The organism is Streptomyces sp. RLA131 (genome assembly GCF_056270125.1).
The window spans coordinates 3,729,079-3,746,466 of sequence record NZ_JBWDOQ010000002.1 but is presented as its reverse complement, the minus strand read 5'-3'; the positions used below and the strand labels follow the sequence as shown (position 1 = coordinate 3,746,466).

General features: G+C 71.7%; 10 protein-coding genes. 9 read left to right on the top strand and 1 reads right to left on the bottom strand.

Translation table 11 applies throughout. The features are described 5' to 3' along the window. Positions 1-234 precede the first annotated feature (234 nt). From RWE79_RS17890 to RWE79_RS17850, 9 genes are all read left to right on the top strand, one after another. Positions 235-1,572, top strand: a complete 1,338-nt coding sequence (locus RWE79_RS17890) for a hypothetical protein (protein ID WP_475941080.1) — start codon at positions 235-237, stop codon at positions 1,570-1,572. Continuing rightward, positions 1,569-2,816 (top strand): MFS transporter, encoded by a 1,248-nt coding sequence (locus RWE79_RS17885; RefSeq protein WP_475941079.1) that lies wholly within the window; start codon positions 1,569-1,571, stop codon positions 2,814-2,816. The genes RWE79_RS17890 and RWE79_RS17885 overlap by 4 nt, the downstream gene beginning before the upstream one ends. 442 nt (positions 2,817-3,258) lie before the next feature. Next, positions 3,259-3,693: an STAS domain-containing protein gene (locus RWE79_RS17880; RefSeq protein ID WP_475941078.1), complete on the top strand. Its 435-nt coding sequence runs from the start codon at positions 3,259-3,261 to the stop codon at positions 3,691-3,693. Positions 3,694-4,599: 906 nt separating this feature from the next. Next, positions 4,600-4,896 (top strand): hypothetical protein, encoded by a 297-nt coding sequence (locus tag RWE79_RS17875; RefSeq protein WP_475941077.1) that lies wholly within the window; start codon positions 4,600-4,602, stop codon positions 4,894-4,896. A 333-nt stretch (positions 4,897-5,229) separates the two neighbouring features. Further along, on the top strand, positions 5,230-6,810 hold the full coding sequence (locus RWE79_RS17870) for a TIGR02677 family protein (RefSeq protein ID WP_475941076.1): 1,581 nt from the start codon (positions 5,230-5,232) through the stop codon (positions 6,808-6,810). Continuing rightward, positions 6,807-8,252 (top strand): TIGR02678 family protein, encoded by a 1,446-nt coding sequence (locus tag RWE79_RS17865; RefSeq protein ID WP_475941075.1) that lies wholly within the window; start codon positions 6,807-6,809, stop codon positions 8,250-8,252. Before RWE79_RS17870 ends, RWE79_RS17865 begins: the two co-directional genes overlap by 4 nt. Beyond that, positions 8,249-12,355, top strand: a complete 4,107-nt coding sequence (locus tag RWE79_RS17860; protein WP_475941074.1) for a TIGR02680 family protein — start codon at positions 8,249-8,251, stop codon at positions 12,353-12,355. Before RWE79_RS17865 ends, RWE79_RS17860 begins: the two co-directional genes overlap by 4 nt. Next, the gene (locus RWE79_RS17855; protein WP_475941073.1) at positions 12,345-13,661 is read left to right on the top strand and encodes a TIGR02679 family protein; all 1,317 of its coding nucleotides are present in this window, start codon (positions 12,345-12,347) and stop codon (positions 13,659-13,661) included. Before RWE79_RS17860 ends, RWE79_RS17855 begins: the two co-directional genes overlap by 11 nt. A 95-nt stretch (positions 13,662-13,756) precedes the next feature. Then, positions 13,757-15,775, top strand: coding sequence for a tetratricopeptide repeat protein (locus tag RWE79_RS17850; protein WP_475941072.1), 2,019 nt, complete (start codon positions 13,757-13,759; stop codon positions 15,773-15,775). Here the strand turns inward: RWE79_RS17850 and RWE79_RS17845 are convergent. Continuing rightward, positions 15,772-17,388, bottom strand: coding sequence for a translation initiation factor 2 (locus RWE79_RS17845; protein WP_475941071.1), 1,617 nt, complete (start codon positions 17,386-17,388; stop codon positions 15,772-15,774). The genes RWE79_RS17850 and RWE79_RS17845 overlap by 4 nt on opposite strands.

The following is a 17,388-nucleotide window of genomic DNA, read 5'->3' as shown; positions in this document are numbered from 1 at the left end:
CGAGCAGGACCTCCTGGAACGGCTCCTGCCCGTCAGACGCCTCCGCAGCCAGCCCCGCGTGGTGAAACGCAAGATGTCCAACTACCGCCTCAAGCGAACTGAACACCGTTCCTGGCCACAGCCGACCCGCACCGGACCTCAAGCGGTCCTCATCACAAGACCCCAGCCCGCAAGCCCGTAACGCAACGGCATTGCGCCTAGCCCAGGTTTTCATGACCACCAAAGGACACCGCCGTGCCCCCTCCGCATGCATGGTTCGCCAGCCGCTGCCCCGCGCCGGCCGCCTCGGCCGAACGTGTCCGCGAGGTCCTGCTGTCCGAGATACGCGATACCGGTATCCCGCCCCGCTCTGCGGTCCCCGCCGCTCCCTTCGTTCTGCCGCGGTCCTCCTACGCGGAGCTGTTCCGTGTCGGCCGCGCCCTACTGGACCTGTTGCACCGCACCGTTCTGGAGATTGCACCGACGAACGAAGGTCGGATGGCAGCTTACGGAACCACCGACCACGACTACCCGCTGTTTACGGACGACCTCTGGACCGAGGAGCGCTATGCGCACTGCATGGCCCGCCCTGACGTGGCGATCGGCCCCGAAGGTCCCCGCTTCCTTGAATTCAACGTGAGCGGCGCCATCGGCGGCCCGGTGGAACTCCACTGTCTCCAGCAGGCATGGCAAACGCTGTACCGGCAGTACTCCCCGACCCCGTTCACCTTCCACGATCCCTTCGCCGCGCGCGCCAGCCTCTTTGCCGACGTCTGCGAGGAACTGGCGCTACCCCGTAGATTGGCCTGGGTGGGCAGCGTCCGTGACCTGAAACACACCAACTCCACCCGCTACTTCGACCTGGAGACGGACTATCTGAAGAGCAGGGGCTTCACCGCCCGCCACTTCGAACCAGAGGACTTGGAGGAGACGTGGAATGCCCCCCAGCACCAGCGCTACCCGTTAGGACTGCGCCACTTCACCATCCCCGAATGGGAAGAGCTGGGGATTGATACCGCCCCCGTCCGCCGGGCCCTGAAAAACGGCTGCCGGCTGCTGTCCCCCCAGACGTCGGCTTTCCTCGCCAACAAACAAACCCTGGGCCTGGTGTCTGAGGGCCGCCCCTGGATGACCAACGCCGAACGTTCGCTCATCGAGCAATACCTGCCGTGGACCCGCATCGTGACCGACCGGCACACCACCTACGCCGGAAAGACCGTGGAGCTCCTGCCCCATGTGTTGCGTCAGCAAGAGCGGATGGTCCTCAAGCAAGGCATCGGCATGCAGGGCCTGCAGGTCGTCCTGGGCCGGGACACCCCTCCCGCGAAGTGGCAGGCACTGGTGGAACAGGCTGCCACCCAGGGCGGCAGCATCGTCCAGGAATACGTGCCGGCCCAGTCGTGTCCCTTGCCGATCAGTATGGGTCCGGGCGAGCCGCTCCAAGAGATCGACGTCGCGCCCGTCTTCAGTCCGTTCCTGTTCGGCGGCCGTCCCGGCGGGGTGTGGGCACGGTTCTTCACCACCGGCGCGGCCGGCATCGTGAGCAGGGAAGGGTACGGCGCTTTGGAGAACGCAGCGGTGGCCGAGGCGTGAGTCCACCTCATGCCGGCGAGCGGCGCACGGTACGACGGCTGATGTACGCCCAGGCGGTCACCGCTGTCGGCGACGGCCTGTGGTTCACCATCTGGGCTCTTTTCCTCACCCGCGAGCAGGGCATCCCGGCAGGCGAGATGGGGGTGGCCGTCGGACTCGGCGGTGCCCTCGGACTGCTCGCCTCAGTCCCATGCGGTGTGTACGCCGACCACCATGGCCCCCGCGGAATCCTGACCGCACTCACCGCTGCGCGAGCGGGCATCTTGGTGTGCTACCTGTGGGTTGGATCTTTTTGGCCGCTCCTGGCCGTAGCGGCGCTCTCTGCTGCCGCTCAGAGCGCGGGGGTGGGACTACGGATCACCCTGATCTACAACCTCATCCCCGCTGATCGCCGGCTGCGCGTCCTGGCCCGTTCGCGCGTCGTCCAGCACATCGCCTACGCGGGGGGCGCCGCACTCGGCGCAGCTGTGCTGGCCTCCAACCAGCGGAATGTCTACGTGGGCGCCGTGCTCCTCAACGCCGTCACCTTCCTCATTACCGCCGCCCTCACGCTGGCAGTGCCCAGCGTCCGTCCACCCGCCTCGCATGCCCGGCCATCCGGTACCCTCGCGCTCCGTGACACCCCCTTCCTCGCCTTGATGGCCACTACCGCCATCCTCGCGCTGTGCTGGGCCCTGCTGTCCAGTGGCCTGCCTCTGTGGGCCAGCGAGAACACAGCCGCACCAGCCTGGGCCTCGGCAGCGGCAGTCGTGGTCAGTTCTGCGGGCATCGCGGCCTTCCAACTACCGGTAACCCGGCAGACGGAACGGCTGCGCGGCGCCGTACGCGCCATCACAGTCTCGGGTATCGCACTCAGCACGTGCTGTCTGCTGTTTGCCGCCGCCCCATGGACACCCAGTCCCCTGTGGGCCCTGGCCATCCTCTTCGCGGGAGTGATCGCGCACGTCATCGGCGAGTTGTACTACATGGCTTCTCGTTGGGGGCTGTCGCTACGACTCATGCGCAAGGACGCCGCCGGCCAGTACCAAGGGGTCGTCGCCACCACCGAGGCAGCCGTGCAGGCTATCGGCCCCGCCGTGGTCACCCTCCTGGTCACCGGATGGCACCAGATCGGGTGGGCCGTACTGGCTGCCCTATTCCTCGCTGCGTGCGTCCCCACCGCTCGGCTCGCCCGCACATCTCTGCGCACCCGGTCAAGCACCGCCCTGATGTCCGACCACGGACCACCAGTTGCTCGCATCTGAGTCACGATTCGCATATGTGGCTGCGTCGATCAGCGTCCGGCGGGAGACATCTGCGTGAGCGCCCCGGCCCGCAGATGCCCGAGCTTGGTAAGACATCAAAGGGGCGAGCGTCACGGGCGCCGTAGACGTGGCGGGAAGCGACGTGCCGGGATCGAATTCCTGCGGGTTTACAAGCATTGGTGGACGGGGTGGCTCTGCCCGTCCGTTGGGCCCATTTGAGAGCTACACTGCTGCACGGACGCCCCAGACTCCGGCGGCACATTCTTGCTTTGCTCAGATGCCTGTGGGAGCGGATCGTTCGTCCCGTCGCCCAGCGCATCCCCGAGGGGAACCGGCTGGGTCCTTGGCCCCGGAACACCGGCTGCTGGATCGGTCATTCGCCTGCTTGCCCGACCGTACGACCGTACCGGGAGCCCGGCACGGTCTCGTGAACCGAGGCGCCATGACCCTGAACATCCCACCCATGCTGAACGTCTTCCGGCACGACACGGACAACCAGGCGCTGGTCACCCTGACCGGTGAGATCGACATGGACTCGGCGCCCCTGGTGCGCGAGTCACTGGGGCAGTGCCTGCGCGACGGCATCCGTACCATCGACGTCGATGTCACCACGGTGACCTTCTGCGACTGCAGCGGCCTCAACACCTTCCTCCACGCTCTCCTGCACACCGCCGCGGTCGGCGGATCCCTGCACCTGCACTACCCGAGCCCGGCGTTGGAGCGGCTCGTCGCCCTCACCGGCTCCGAGTCCCTCTTCCTCACCCTCCCCGACGCCCTCGCCGGGAGCCCGCCAGCGCTGCAGCCCTCACCCGCACACGAGGTAGCGCGCCTGCTGCCCCAGGTCGTGCCCATCGGCCTGGCAGGTGGTGTGCTGTGACGCCCGAGCCGGGGCAACCGCGCGGCCTCAGCCCCGAAGGCCACGAGCCACCCGCCTCGCACCCGATGAGCCCCCGCCGGCTGACCCGCCGGCAAGCCGAGGGGCTGCGGAAGGTGCCACGCCTGCAGGTAGTTTCCGTTGTGGGCGGCTGGCGGCGATTCCGCTGGGCGAGGTTACGGCGTTGCTCCGCGACACGATCCGCTCGGTCCGCGGGGTCCCCTCCTTGTAGATCACGAAGTTCCTTCCATCCCGGGGTCCGCTCAAATGGCAGCCCTGTTCGGGAAATGCTGTTCATCGTCAAGCTCGTGATGCCACGCTGACTGGATCTCGCAGTTTGACCCAGCCGTGGCGGGTAGGAGTAATCACAAGACGGGGCTCCAGAAAATCATGACGCGTCCCTGTCGGTACGGCTTGGCCGCGCTGACCAGAAAATGACAAAGAACAAGAACCTCGCATGTACATAGGTCTCGGAACAGTAGTGATCATTGTGGTAATCGTGGCCATCGTCATGCTCGTACGGCGCCGCTGACCTGCTCTTCGACGGCACCCTCGACCCCACGGGCGGCAGCATCACCCCCGGCATCGGCGGCGCGCCCGGCCACGGCCTGACCCTCGTCGAAGAACGCGCAGAACCCCGCCGAACCGGCTGACGAACCCGCGGGGCCGCGGTACGCAGCTACCTATGGCCGTGGCCGATCCGCCCGGCCCGCCCCCGATGGACCGTCGCCGCCACGGGCCCGGACCGTTGATCGGCCAGCCACCCCGACGTCCACGCTGGTGCACCCGCCCCGTCAGAACCGCCCGGGGGCGCGGGTCGCAACCGGCCCCCGACCGCGGATCCAGCCACCGCGCCGTCAGCCCGGTGAGCGACACCCCGAAGGACACCGGCGGTACTTTTGTAGTCTTTTGACAAACATCGTCTGGTGTCTGTCCGCCGTCGACTCCATGACCGGCATCCTGGAGGAGGCCCGGCGCTACCTGGCCTGGCTCGGCGCACAGGGACACATCGGCACGGTTCACCCCTGGGCGGCCGTGGTCGCCGGCGACCACGCGCTGCCCATCCGCTGGCGCGTGCTCGGGCCGCGCCGGGGCGCCGGACGGCTGCTGTGGATGTGTGAGCGGATGGCCACCGCGCCGCACGTGCCCTGCCTTGTCCCGCGCATGTGGGGAGGCGGCCCGTGCCCGTGGCATCGACGCCCTTGACTGCACCCGGCATCACCCCACCGGGCGACTACGCCCTGCCCCCGGACCGCTACCACGCCCTGCTCGCGGAGCGCGCCACCTGCGTCCGCCCGGACCTTCGGGAGGACGAGGGCAAGGTGGGGCATCGGGGATCGGGAGGCCCGCCCTCCGCGCCCCACGGGGCGCGCGGAGGGGCAAATAGCACAGGGAGTGCGGGCCGGAGAGCGAGTTACCGCCACTGGTACAAGTGCGGCAGACTGGTGCGGAACCCCGGCTGCCCGGCCGGGGACGAGAGCGTGTACCGGTCGCTGTAGGCGCCGCGTACCAGCCGCAGCGAGGAAAGCCGCCAGATCCGTGAGTGACGAGCCCCACGCCTCGCACCCCGATGTTCCGGACCCCGTCGACGAGGGCGCGTTCGGCATCGACGCGTTCTCCCTCGACGACCGGCTGCGGCTGTTCCACTTCGCCGCCGCCGAGAAGCGCCACGAGTACCTGTGGCTGCTGCGAGCCTTCGACCGCGGACGCGCCAACTACCAGGTGCTGCTGCACGCTTCGGACGCGGTTGGACTGCTGGAGCGGCTCGCCGCCGACCATCCCGCCGCGGGAGCCGTCAGCGGGCTGGCCGGCGTTCAGCCGCTGCTCGACGCGCTCGCGGAGTGGCAGATCCTGGACCGGTCGTACGACGGGACACGCGCCGCGAACCTGGCCGAGTACCGCAATCGCCACTACGTCTACCAGTTCACCCAGGCCGGATACCGGGCCTACCGGGCCGTGGAGGACGTACTCGGGGCGAGCCTGGAGGACGCCCAGCTCTCCCGCCTCGTCTTCCCCGACATCCTCGGCGACCTGCACGCGCTGGCCGAGGCCAACACCGCGGGCGACGGCGAGGAGGTGTACCGCAAGCTCGGCCGGCTCGACTCCGTGCTGAACGAGATGGCGCAGCGTGCCGCCCGCTTCTACCTCATGCTGGGCGACCTGGCGCGCACCAACGACACCCGGCCCGAGGTGTTCCTCACCCACAAGGACACGCTCCTCGCCCACATGCGGGAGTTCACCGCCGAGCTCGGGCGCTACGCCCCGCTGCTCGCCGAGGCCGTCGAGAAGGCCGCGGCCACCGGTGTGGACCGCATGATCGAGTACGCGGCCGAGGCGGACGAGCGGCTCTTCCGCAGCCCCGCCGAGCGCCTGGCGGACTGGCGGCACCGGTGGGACGGCATCGTCCACTGGTTCGCGGAGCGCGAGCACAGCGAGACCGAGCGGCTGCAGGACGCCACCGTCACCGCGATCCGCTCCGTCCTCGCGCTGCTGCGCCGCGTCACCGAGGCGCGCCGTGGCGGGGTGAGCCGGGAGAGCCAGCTGCGCCATCTCGCCCAGTGGTTCACCTCCTGTGAGAGCGACGAGGACGCGCACGCCCTGTTCCAGGCGGTCTTCGGGCTCGGCGCGCCCCGCCACATCGCCGTCCCGTACGCCGATCCGGAGCAGATCCCGGGGCGTACGTCCTGGTGGGAGGCCGAGCCGGTCGAGCTGGCCCGCACCCTGGTCCAGTCCGGCCGCACCCCCGCCCTGCACGGTCCCGGCCGCATCGAGCGCGACGACGACCGGCGGGCCCTGCTCCGCGCCGGGCAGCTCAAGGAGCAGGCCGAGCGCCGAGGTGCCTCGAACGCCCTCGCGTCGGACGGCGTGTACGGCCGGACGCTCGACGAGCCCGAGACGCGGGCCCTGCTCGCCCTGCTGGACGTGGCGCTCGCCGCCCGCGTCCCCGCCAGCCGCCTGGTCACCGCGGCCTCCGGATCCGCCCACGGGGTACGGCTCACCCTCACCCCCGCCGAGGGCTCCACCACCGTCGACACCGTGCGCGGACGCCTCCACCTCGACGGGCTGCGCCTGGAGGTCAGTCACCACCAGCACCAGCACCAGCAAGGCAGGACCGCATGAGCCGCGTCGCCGAGGGCGTCTCCCCGCTCGAACTCGCCGACTACCAGAAGGCGGTACGGCTCGTACTGCGGCATCCGCTGATCACGCCCGGGTATCCGGACAGGGCGGCGCTGGCGACCGTGCGCCGCTGGGCCGGGCAGCTGCGCACCGACTTGATGGAGGCGCTCGGCCACCGGCTCGTCACCACTGCCGACACCGCCCGGCTCCAGCGCGCCCAGGACGGCCTGGACACCACCCGCCCGGCCCTCACCCGCGCGGGACGCCCCTTCGACCGACGCCGTTACGCCTACCTCGTCCTCACCCTCGCCGCCCTGGGCCGCCACGGCGCGCAGGTGGCGCTGGGCGAGCTGGCCGACGCGGTCGCCGCCGACGCCGTACGCATCGATGGACTCGGGCTCGACACCGCGCGCAAACCCGACCGGGACGCCTTCGTCGACGCCGTCACCTGGCTCACCGAACGCGGCGCGCTCACTCTCGCCGACGGCTCCGCCACCGCCTGGGCCGGGGATCCCGAGCGCGCCGAGGCCCTGTACGACATCGACCGCGAGATCCTCCTCGCCGTCCACCACCCGACCCGGGTTCTGCAGCACCTGACCTCCGTCACCGTGCTCCTCGACACGGGCAGCGCGCTCGGCATGTCCGCCGGCCGCGCCGGCCGGCGCCGCGACCAGGCCCGCCGCGCCCGACGCCTGGTGCTGGAGAACCCGGTCGCGTACTACGCCGACGCCGACACCGAACTCCTGGGCCAGCTGCGGGCCCCCGCCCTCGCCGAGGACCTGGAGCGTCTGACCGGGCTGACGGTGGAGCGACGGGCCGAGGGCGTCGCGCTCATCGACACCTCCGGCAGGCTGTCCGACATCCGCTTCCCCGGCGGCGGCACTGTCGCGCAGGCCGCGCTGCTCCTCGCCGCCCGGATCAGCGCCGCCGTGCAGCGCACCGGACGGCACGCCCTCGAACTGCTGCCCGCCCCCACCGCCGCCGAACGCCTCGTGGCCCGCGCCCGGCGGATCGACGGCGCCCTGCCGTCGCGCGGGCTGGTCGCCCAACTCGCGGAGACAGACGATGAGTTGGTGTACGAGGTGTACGAGGTGTACGAAATGTCCGGCGACGCGGGTCAGGAACCGGGGGAGGCCCGGTATCCCTTCGTCACGGACTCCTGGCTCCGGGGCAGGCTCAAGGAGATCACCGACGAGTACGGTGCGGGCTTCGCGGCCGAGCTGCGTGGCGACCCGGACCGGCTGCTCGACCAGGCGCTCGACCTGCTGGGTGCCATGTCGCTGATCACCCGGGTCGACGGCGGCGCCCTCGCGCTCCCCCTGCTCGCCCGCTACCGCGGGGTTACCGCCCGGGTGAAGACGCGTACCGCGGCCCGCACGTCGGCCCAGCTGCCCGCCCAGACCGCCCTGTTCGCCGACGACACCGCCAAGGACCCGACTCCGTGAGCACCCCCGCTCCCACCCCGGCCCCCCGCTACGTCCCCACCCGCGCCGGGATCATCAACCTGTGGGACTACCGGGACGAGGAGTTCTCCTTCGCCGGTGGCTGGCTGGTGCTGCGTGGCCCCAACGGGTCAGGCAAGACCAAGGCCCTGGAGGTCCTCTTCCCGTTCGTCCTCGACGGCCGTATCGACCCCAAGCGGCTCAACCCGTTCGCCGCCGAGGACCGCACGATGAAGTCCAACCTGCTCTTCCGCGGGCAGGACAGCGCCCTCGGCTACGTCTGGATGGAGTTCACCCACCGGGAGACGGGTGAGGCCGTCACCTGTGGCATCGGGCTGCACGCCCAGCGGCACCGTGACACGCCGGCGCGTTGGCACTTCGTCGCCGAGGGCCGCGTCGGCGAGGACTTCTCGCTGCTGACGGACGACGACCGGCCGATGACGAGGAAGCAGCTCGCCGCCGAGCTCGGACGCGAGCTGATCGCCTCCACGGCGGACTACCGCGCCGCAGTCGACCAGCGACTGTTCGGCCTCGGCCGGGAGCGGTACGAGCAACTGCTCACCCTGATCCTCACGTTGCGCCGCCCACAGCTCGCCAAGAACCTCGACCCGGCCAAGCTCTCCGACACCCTCACCGCGGGCCTGCGCCCGCTCGACGACGACCTGATCGCCGAGGCGGCCCGCTCCTTCGACGACATGGAGTCCGTGCAGCGCACCCTGGAGGGGCTGGTCGCCGCCGACGACGCCACCCGTGTCTTCCTCGCGAGCTACTCCACGTATCTGCGGGTCCACGCCCGCACCGCCGCGGACCGGCTCACCGCCCGCCGCGCCGAAACCGCCGGGCGCGCCGCCGCCCTCCGCGCCGCCGCCGCGGACCTGGCGGCGGCCCGCGAACAGCAGGCCGTCGCCGAGACACGCGCCGAGTCGGCAGACGCCTCGCTCGCCGCCCAACGCGCCCGTCTCGACCAGCTGCGCTCCTCCGCCGCCTATCAGGCCGTCGAGCAACTGGCCGACCTGGAACGCCTGGTGCGCACCTGCGAGCACACCGCCCGGCAGGCGAGCGCCGAACGCGAACGCCGTACGGCCGCCACCGGCCGCGCCCGCGCCGAGGCCGAACGCGCCGCCCGGCTGGCCGCCGAACTCGACGCCGCGGTCTCCCGGGACGCCGCCACCGTCGCCGACCACGCCCACACCGCCGGCCTCCCCTGGACCCCGGCGGACGCCGAGCCCGCCCGTCTCGCCGACCGTTCCGCCGCGCTGGCCGCGGCCCGCCACGAGGGCGTCCGGGCCGTGCGCGGCGCCCAGCAGGCGGCACGCGGTGCCGAGCAGACCCGTGACCTCGCCCGGGTCTCCCTCGACCGCGCGCAGGAGGCCGTCGGCGCGGCCGAAACCGCCGAAACGGTCGCCGAGGCGGCCCTCGAATCCGCCCGTGAAGAGGCCTGTACGGCACTGGGCCAGTGGACGGAGACACACGGCGCGCTCCTCGCCGGGGAAGGTGCCGAGCGACTCGCCGAAGCCCTCGAACTCACCGGCGAGGCCGAGGCGTTCACGCTCGCCGACGCCTTCACCGAGGCCACCGCTCCCGCAGTGCAGGAACTGCGCGACACCCTTGCCTCCCTGCGCGCACGGCGCACCGACGTCGAGCGCCGCCGCGCCGAGACGCGGGCCGAACGCGACCGGATCGCCGCCGAACACGACGACGCCCCACCCCCGGCCCGCGGACGCAGCGCAGACCGGGCGCCCGGCGACGGCGTGCCGCTGTGGCAACTCGTCGACTTCGACGATGAACTGACCGATCGTCAGCGGGCGGACCTGGAAGCGGCTCTGGAGGCGTCGGGCCTCCTCGACGCCCTCCTCACCGCGGAGGACACTCCCGTGGCGGCCGGGCACAGCGAGGGCCACCTCCGTGCCGGCGCCCCGGTGAGCGGTCCGAGCCTCGCCGATCTCCTACGACCCGAGGCCCCCGAGAACCCTGAGCGCAATGCCGCGATCCCGGCCGCGCGGATCACCGCCGTACTGCGCTCCGTCACCGTCACCGGCGACCTCGACACCGGGACACCGCAGATCAGCCCCGACGGCCGGTACGCGGCCGGTGTCCTGGTCGGTGCCCACACCAAGGAGCACGCCGAGTACGTCGGCGCCACCGCCCGCGCGCGCAGGCGTGCCGCCCGGATCGCCGCCTGCGACACGCTGTTGGCCGACCTCTCCGCCCAGCTCGACGAGTTGGCGCACGCACAGACCCGTGCGGACGCCGCTCTCGACGCGTACGCCGCCGCCCGCGCCGCCCTGCCCCGCACCACTGGCATCACGCAGGCCCTGCGCGAACTCGACAAGGCCTCGGCGAGGCTGCGCGCCACCCGCGACGCCGCCGACGCCGCCCAGGCCTCGTACGACGAGTCGGTGGCCGCCTGCTCGGTCGCCGAGCGCGCCCTGCGCCGCACCGCGGCCGAACACGCCATCGAGATCGAGCGCGTCGACGCCGTCGAGACCGCCACCCGCGCCTTCGAGACGGCGGTACGCGAACTCGCCGCCCGCCGCCGCGAACACGCCCGCCAGACCGAGGCCGCCCAGGCAGGCGCCGACCGGCTCACCGCCGCCGCCGAGGACGAGGAGGCGGCGCTGGACACCGAGCGCGCGGCGCGCCGCCGGCACACCGAGGAGGCCGCGGGTCTTGAGGCGCTCCAGGCGGCCGTCGGAGCCGAGGCGCAGGACGTGATGCGCCAGGTCCAGGAGGCCGAGGACGGGATCGACGCCCTGGCAGGGGAGGCCGAGGCGGCTCGCACGGCCCAGCACACCGCGATCGCGGGCACCGCCGCGGCCGAGGCCCGCCGTACGGCCGCCGCCGAGGCCGGGTCGGTCGCCGCGGCGGAGGAGAAGGACACCGCCCGCGGCTTGCGCCCGTACGCCGCCCGCGAACTCCTCGACATCCTGCGCTGTGCGCCCTCACTCACCTGGCCCGCCCAGGAGGCCGACTGGGCAGGCGAAGCACTCCCGCCCGCCGTGATCGCCGTACACGAGGCGATCCTCTCCGCGACCCGCGACCTCACCCCCACCGAGACCAGCCTCAAGCAGTCCGTCACCCGTCTCACCAAGGCGCTGGACGACCTGCAGGCGCAGCTCGCCGCCGCCGGACAGGACTACCGGCCCGAGTGGGACGGCTCCGACGGGGTCATCCTCGTCCGCGTGGCCGACGAGGAGGGCCCCCTGCCCGTCGCTGCCTTCGCCCAGAAGATCTCCTCCCACCGCCGTGACCAGGCCGAACTGCTCTCCGACTCCGAGCAGCGCATCCTGGAGGATGCCCTGCTGACCCGGCTCGCCCAGCAGATCCACGACCGCACCGTCGACGCCCGCGACCTGATCCGGCGGATGAACACCGACATGCGGGCACGCACGATGTCCTCGGGGACGACGGTCGGCGTGAACTGGCTGCTCGCCGACCATCTCGACGACGAGCAGCGCGCCGTCTGCGCCCTCCTCGACGCCGACGCCGCCCGCCTCGGCCCCGACGGCCTCGCCCGGGTGCGCGTCCACTTCGCCGCGCAGATCAAGACCGCCCGCGCCCGCCACCGCGACCAGCCCTACCGGGAGTTGCTCGCCGAGGTCCTCGACTACCGGCACTGGCGGCAGTTCGCGTTCCAGCTGGTACGGCCCGGCGAGTCCGGAAAGACGGAGGAGCGGCTGACCCGTGCCCGGCACAGCCGTCTGTCGGGCGGTGAGCAGTCCGTGTCGCTGCACCTTCCGCTGTTCGCCGCCGCGCACGCCATGCTCAACTCCGCCGACCCGCACGCCCCGCGCCTGCTCGCCCTCGACGAGGCCTTCGCGGGCGTGGACGACACCGGGCGGGGCGAGCTCATGTCGCTGGCAGCCCAGTTCGACCTCGACCTGTTCATGACCGGCTACGACCTGTGGGCCGCCCACGCCTCCGTGTCCGCCGCCGCCCACTACGATCTCGCGCACACCGCCGTCGACCACACCGTCTCCGCGCTGCTGCTCGTCTGGGACGGCGACCGGCTCCTCGCCGACGACACCGGCGATCTCACCGCCGCCCTCGGCTCGCCGGGCACCCGGCGCGTCCCGACGCCCGAGGAGGCCGAGGTTGCCGGCTGAGCCGCCTCAGCACCATGAGCACCATGAGCACGGTGCGTACGACGAGTTGCGGGGCGGGGGATGGCCCCGGCTGCTCGCCGCCGCCCGCCGCAGGCTGGAGCGCACCGGCGGTGTGCTCGACGGAGACATCGGGCTCGCGCGGCCCAACGAGGCCGAACGCCGTACCGTCATCGGCATCACCGGCCGCTACCGGCCCGAGACCGCCCAGCGCCTCGCCGTACCCCTGCGCGACCTGGACGCGTATCTGCACGACCGCTACGGCACGGGTCTCCTCCAGACCCTCGGCCGGCTCCACGGCCCGCTGCGCGACCGGCCGGCCGAACGGGCCGACGAGGACGCGCACCGCGAACGGGCCCTGAAATCCGTCTACTCCAGCCGGCTCGCCGGACACGGATGGTTCGCCGCCTGGCTGGAGCGGATCGCCGCCGACGGCACCCTCACCCGTCTCGTACGCCGCGGGGACGCGCCCCTCCTCGACGCGGCGGTACGTGTCCTGGAGAGGCTCCTGGGTGACCGGGACCGCCTCCCCGGTGACCAGAGCCGGCTCCCCGCGCACTCAACCGGCCTCCTGCCGCTTCCGGTCCTCGCGGAGTGGGCCACCGGCGACACCAAGGCCCTCGTTCCCGGCACCCCGCTCGAACAGCTCGTCCTGCGCGCCCTTGCCCAGCGCGGCGGAGACAGTTCGGTCGTACCGCGCGAGCGGGCCGGGCGGCGCTCCCTGTGGGAGAGCGCCGGAGCCATCGCCGACGACCTCGCCAGCCAGGTGCTCGTCCTCAACATCGGCGCCCGGGGCGACACGGTGGTCTGCGACTGGCTGCGCGACGCCGCCGACTTCGGCATCCCCTTCCGGCTCACCCTCCACCAGCTCGCGACCGATCCCGTGGTCCCCGCCGCCAGTACCATCTTCGTCTGCGAGAACCCGGCCGTACTGCGCGCCGCGGCCGGTGAACTTGAGGACACCGGCGCCGCCCTCGTCTGCACCGAGGGCGTCCCGTCCGCCGCCTGCCACAAACTGCTCGGCGACGCTGTGCGCGCGGGAGCCCGGCTGCACTGGCGCGCCGACTTCGACTGGGCCGGCCTGCGTATCACTGCGGACGCCGTGGCCCGCCACGGCGCCCGCCCCTGGCGGATGACCGCCGCCGACTACACGGCGGCCCTCAGCAAGGGCGAGTCCACACCGCTCGTGGGACCGCCGGCAGGCAGCCCCTGGGACCCCGCACTGGCCCGTGCCATGGAGGAGTCGGGCAGCACGGTCATGGAGGAACGCCTCCTCCCGGCGCTCCTGTCCGACCTCACCCGCACCTGACCCGCCTGGTGCCGGACACCAAGCGGTGAAAGTCTTTAGAGTGCATGATCGTCGGGTAGTGCGTGCAGGGCACTGTGGATGATCGAGGGGGCTGTGTGAGGGTCGAACTTCCGCCGGAGCCGCTGAACTTCGTCAACCGTGACGAGGAGCAGGAACGTGCCGTGCGTGCGGTGACGGATTGGCGGAACCGGTCCCGCCCGCCGGTCATCGTGCTGCGCGCGCCGACCGGCCTGGGAAAGACCGAGCTGGCCAACCGGATCGCTCGTACTCTGTGCGACCGTTTAGCTTATACCGATGGCGTGTTGTCCGTCGACCTCGACGACTTCCGGGTGGACGGGAGGCTGGACCCCGGTGATGTGCTCTCCCGGTTGCTGAGATCCCTCGAGGTGGAGCCGGACAAGGTGGAGGCTCAGTACGCGGCCCGGTGCACACAGTACTGGAACAGGACATCCGAGGCGAAATTCATCCTCCTGCTGGACAATGCGCGCTACGCCTCGGAGGTCGTCCCCCTCCTTCCGGCGTCGGGCGGCAGCGTGGTGATCGTCACGAGCCACGGTCCGCTCCACGAGTTCGAAGCCGGCGCCGTGGAGGATCTGGCACTGCTGCCACTGGACGAGCGGCCGGCGACAGACCTGCTGGAACTGATCGTCCGTGACAACCGGTTGGCCGCCGATCCGGAAGCGGCACGGGCGGTGGTCCGTCTGTGCGACGGTCTGCCCGCGGCGCTGCATGTGGCGGGCCAGTGGGTCCGTGCGCACCAGTTGCGTCCGCTTTCCCGTCTTCTCGCCGATCTCCGGGCGGAGTTGGACGAGAAGGGCGTGTCCGGCGTGGAGCCCGTCTGGGACATGGCCTACGCCGGTCTGTCCCGGCTGGCGGCCCTGCTCTACCGGTTGCTTCCGCACCATCCCGGCGGGACGTTCACGCTCCCCTCCGCCACCGCGCTCTCGGGACTGGGACCGGAGGTCTGTCGGGACGCCCTGGAGGAGCTGCACCGGGCCGGATTACTGGACCTGCGTCTGCTGTCGCTGACGGAGGCCGGCCAGATGAAACTGCTGGGACCGCTGCGCGCACACGCCCTGCGCCGGTCCCGCCGGGAGACGGCGGACGGTGAGGTGGCTGAGGCGCAGGTCAGGCTGCTGCGCTGGTTCGTACGGCAGGCTCAGCTTGCCGACCGGTTCGCAGCCGGCCGTCGGCTGACCGTCGTGGGTCTCTTCGATCCCGTTCCCGGTGTGCCGGACGTTCCGTTGGAGGATCCGGGGGCGACCGAGGACGAGCGGGTCGGGGGTGAACGCGCCGAACGCGCGGCGCGCTGGCTGTACGAGGAGCGCCAAGTCCTGTTCGCATGCTCGCGCCTGGCTCACGCGCGTGGGATGGACGCCGAGGTCGTGGCCCTGTCCGAGCCCGTGTGGACGCATGCCTTGGATCACCCCCACCAGTCCGAGGTGATCGAGGCCTTCCGGCGGGCCGTCGACTCGGCGGTCCGGCACGGAGGGAACGCGGGATGGCTGGTGCGCACGCGCTGCCAACTGGCCAGGCCGCTATGGGAGTCGGGGGAGCTGAGCGAGGCCCAGGTCCAGATCGACGGCGCGATGTCCGCCGCCCGGCTGCTGGGTGACTCCGAACGTGACCGCAAGCTCGCCGCGTCGGCCGTCGAGCACCGCGGCATGCTCAAGGGCGCGTTGGGTCAGTGGAGTTCCGCCTTGGACGACTTCACCGGCTCCCGCGACCTGCACCAGGCGATCCCCAACCCCTACGGCATCCTGCTCCAGACCTATCGGATGGGCGAGGCGAACGCGAAGGCGGGCGATCTTGAGGCGGCGCGTCGTCTGCTCTCCGAGGCACACGCGGGGTTCGTGGCGAAGAAACGCGAGAGGCTGATCGGACGCTCGGCGTTCGCCCTCGCCGGCGTCCTGCATCAGCTCGGCCGGCCGGACGAGGCCCGTGCGCTGTACGAGGAGTCGCTCGGGCGGGCCGACAGGCGGCGCTCCGGCTTCGACCTGGCCCGCGTCCACGACGCGCTCGCGGACCTGGACACCGCCGAAGGGCGCCTGACGGAGGCCGAGGCGCACCGTACGACGGCCCGGACCCTCCGGCGGCGCAACGGTCTGGTCTAGATCACCTGCGTTGCTTCGGTGTCCGTGGCCGGGCGGAGGATGATGCGGTAAGTCCGTTCTCCGACGAGGCAGTTCAGCACGGTGCGGCTGTCCGGGGCGGGCCGGGTGGAGACCAGCCGGGCGTGTACGGCCGACAGCGCGACGGCCGGGTCGATCCGTACGACCCGGCCTTCCTCGGAGCGCGGTTCGGCCTGGACGGCGTACGCACGTTCATGGCCGCGGACTCTGAGCAGGCACTCGCCGGACGGCAGCAGGGCCGCGGCGGAACGGCAGCCCGGGTAGGCGGCCAGTGCGTGCCGGGTCCATCCGTCGGCGGTCCAGGCCAGGTCCACGGGGATGGCGGACACGGGGAGCGGTCGCCGGTACAACAGGCCTGCGGAACGGGCGAGTTGTTCGCCGGCGGCGCCGTGCTCCACGGCCAGGTGGTGGCCGGGCAGCCCCGTGCCGGCCGGGTGCCGGGTGAGCCGGACACCGGCCGCGGTGGTCTCCACGTGGACGTCGAACGCTGCGGGGACACGCCCGGCGGGAGCGGGCAGGGGCAGTGGCCGGGGAGTGACGCCGTGAGCGGGTGGCGTGAGACCGAGCAGGATGTAGACCTCGGTGCGCAGGCGGTCAATGGCGTCGCCGGGGGGTGCGAACGCGGCCTGGGCAGCGGCGTGCCCAGGGCCCGGCCGGTACGCCCGCAGTGCGTCGATGATGTCCTCGGCGCGTCCCAACTGCGGTATCCGGTTGAGGAGTACGGCCATCGGGCTGTCGGGGATCAGTTCGCCACCGCCCCGGTGGACGCCCACGACGGGGCGGTCCTGGGCGGCGCAGTAGTACAGGGCGGCAGATCCGTGGTCGGTCACCAGGGCGTCGGCGGCTATCAGGACGGAGGCCCACTCCTCGTGTGAATCGGGCAGGATCATCCCCGCGTCCAGAGCTGGCGCCAGGCGTTCGGTCAGCTCGTACGTGCCGAGCAGGTCGCGCTCGTTGGGATGGATCACGAATGCCAACTGGTGTTCATCATGCGGTAGTTGGGTCGCGAGCAGGGCGGGCAGTCCGGGGTGTCGCCGGATGAGGGACTCGGGCCCCCAGGTGGAGACCAGGACCAGCAGCTTGCGGGCCCCGGTGCCCAACGCGGCCCGGTAGCGGTCGCGCAGGGACGTCGAGGCGAGGACGCGTTCCAGAGTGAGATCGCCGATCACCTTCGCGTGCCGGGCGGCCTGCGGGTCCATGGCGGTCACCCTGGCGACCTGATCGGGATGGGCCAGGGCGTGCAGCGCTATCGGCGCGTCGTCGTGGCCGGTTCGTCGCAGATACGCCGGGTCCAGTCCGGATGCCGAGTCTGCCGAACCTTCGCCCGGGATCGACTTGTTGAAGCCCGCGCCGTGCGGCAGGAGGACGTGCGGGCCGCGCAGCAGCCTCAGGTCGCCCTTCGGACTCGTGGCGACGACCAGGTCGTGCGTGCGAGCGCACGCTTCGCTCCATGGCACCGTGTGGCCGCCTAGGGCGTCGAACGCGGAGAGCGCGTCGGCTCCGAAGTCGGACCCGGGGACGAGGGTGAACAGACGGGTGATCCGGTCGTCACCGGAAAATATGGGGAGAACATCGAGCAGGCGATACAGGGCCAC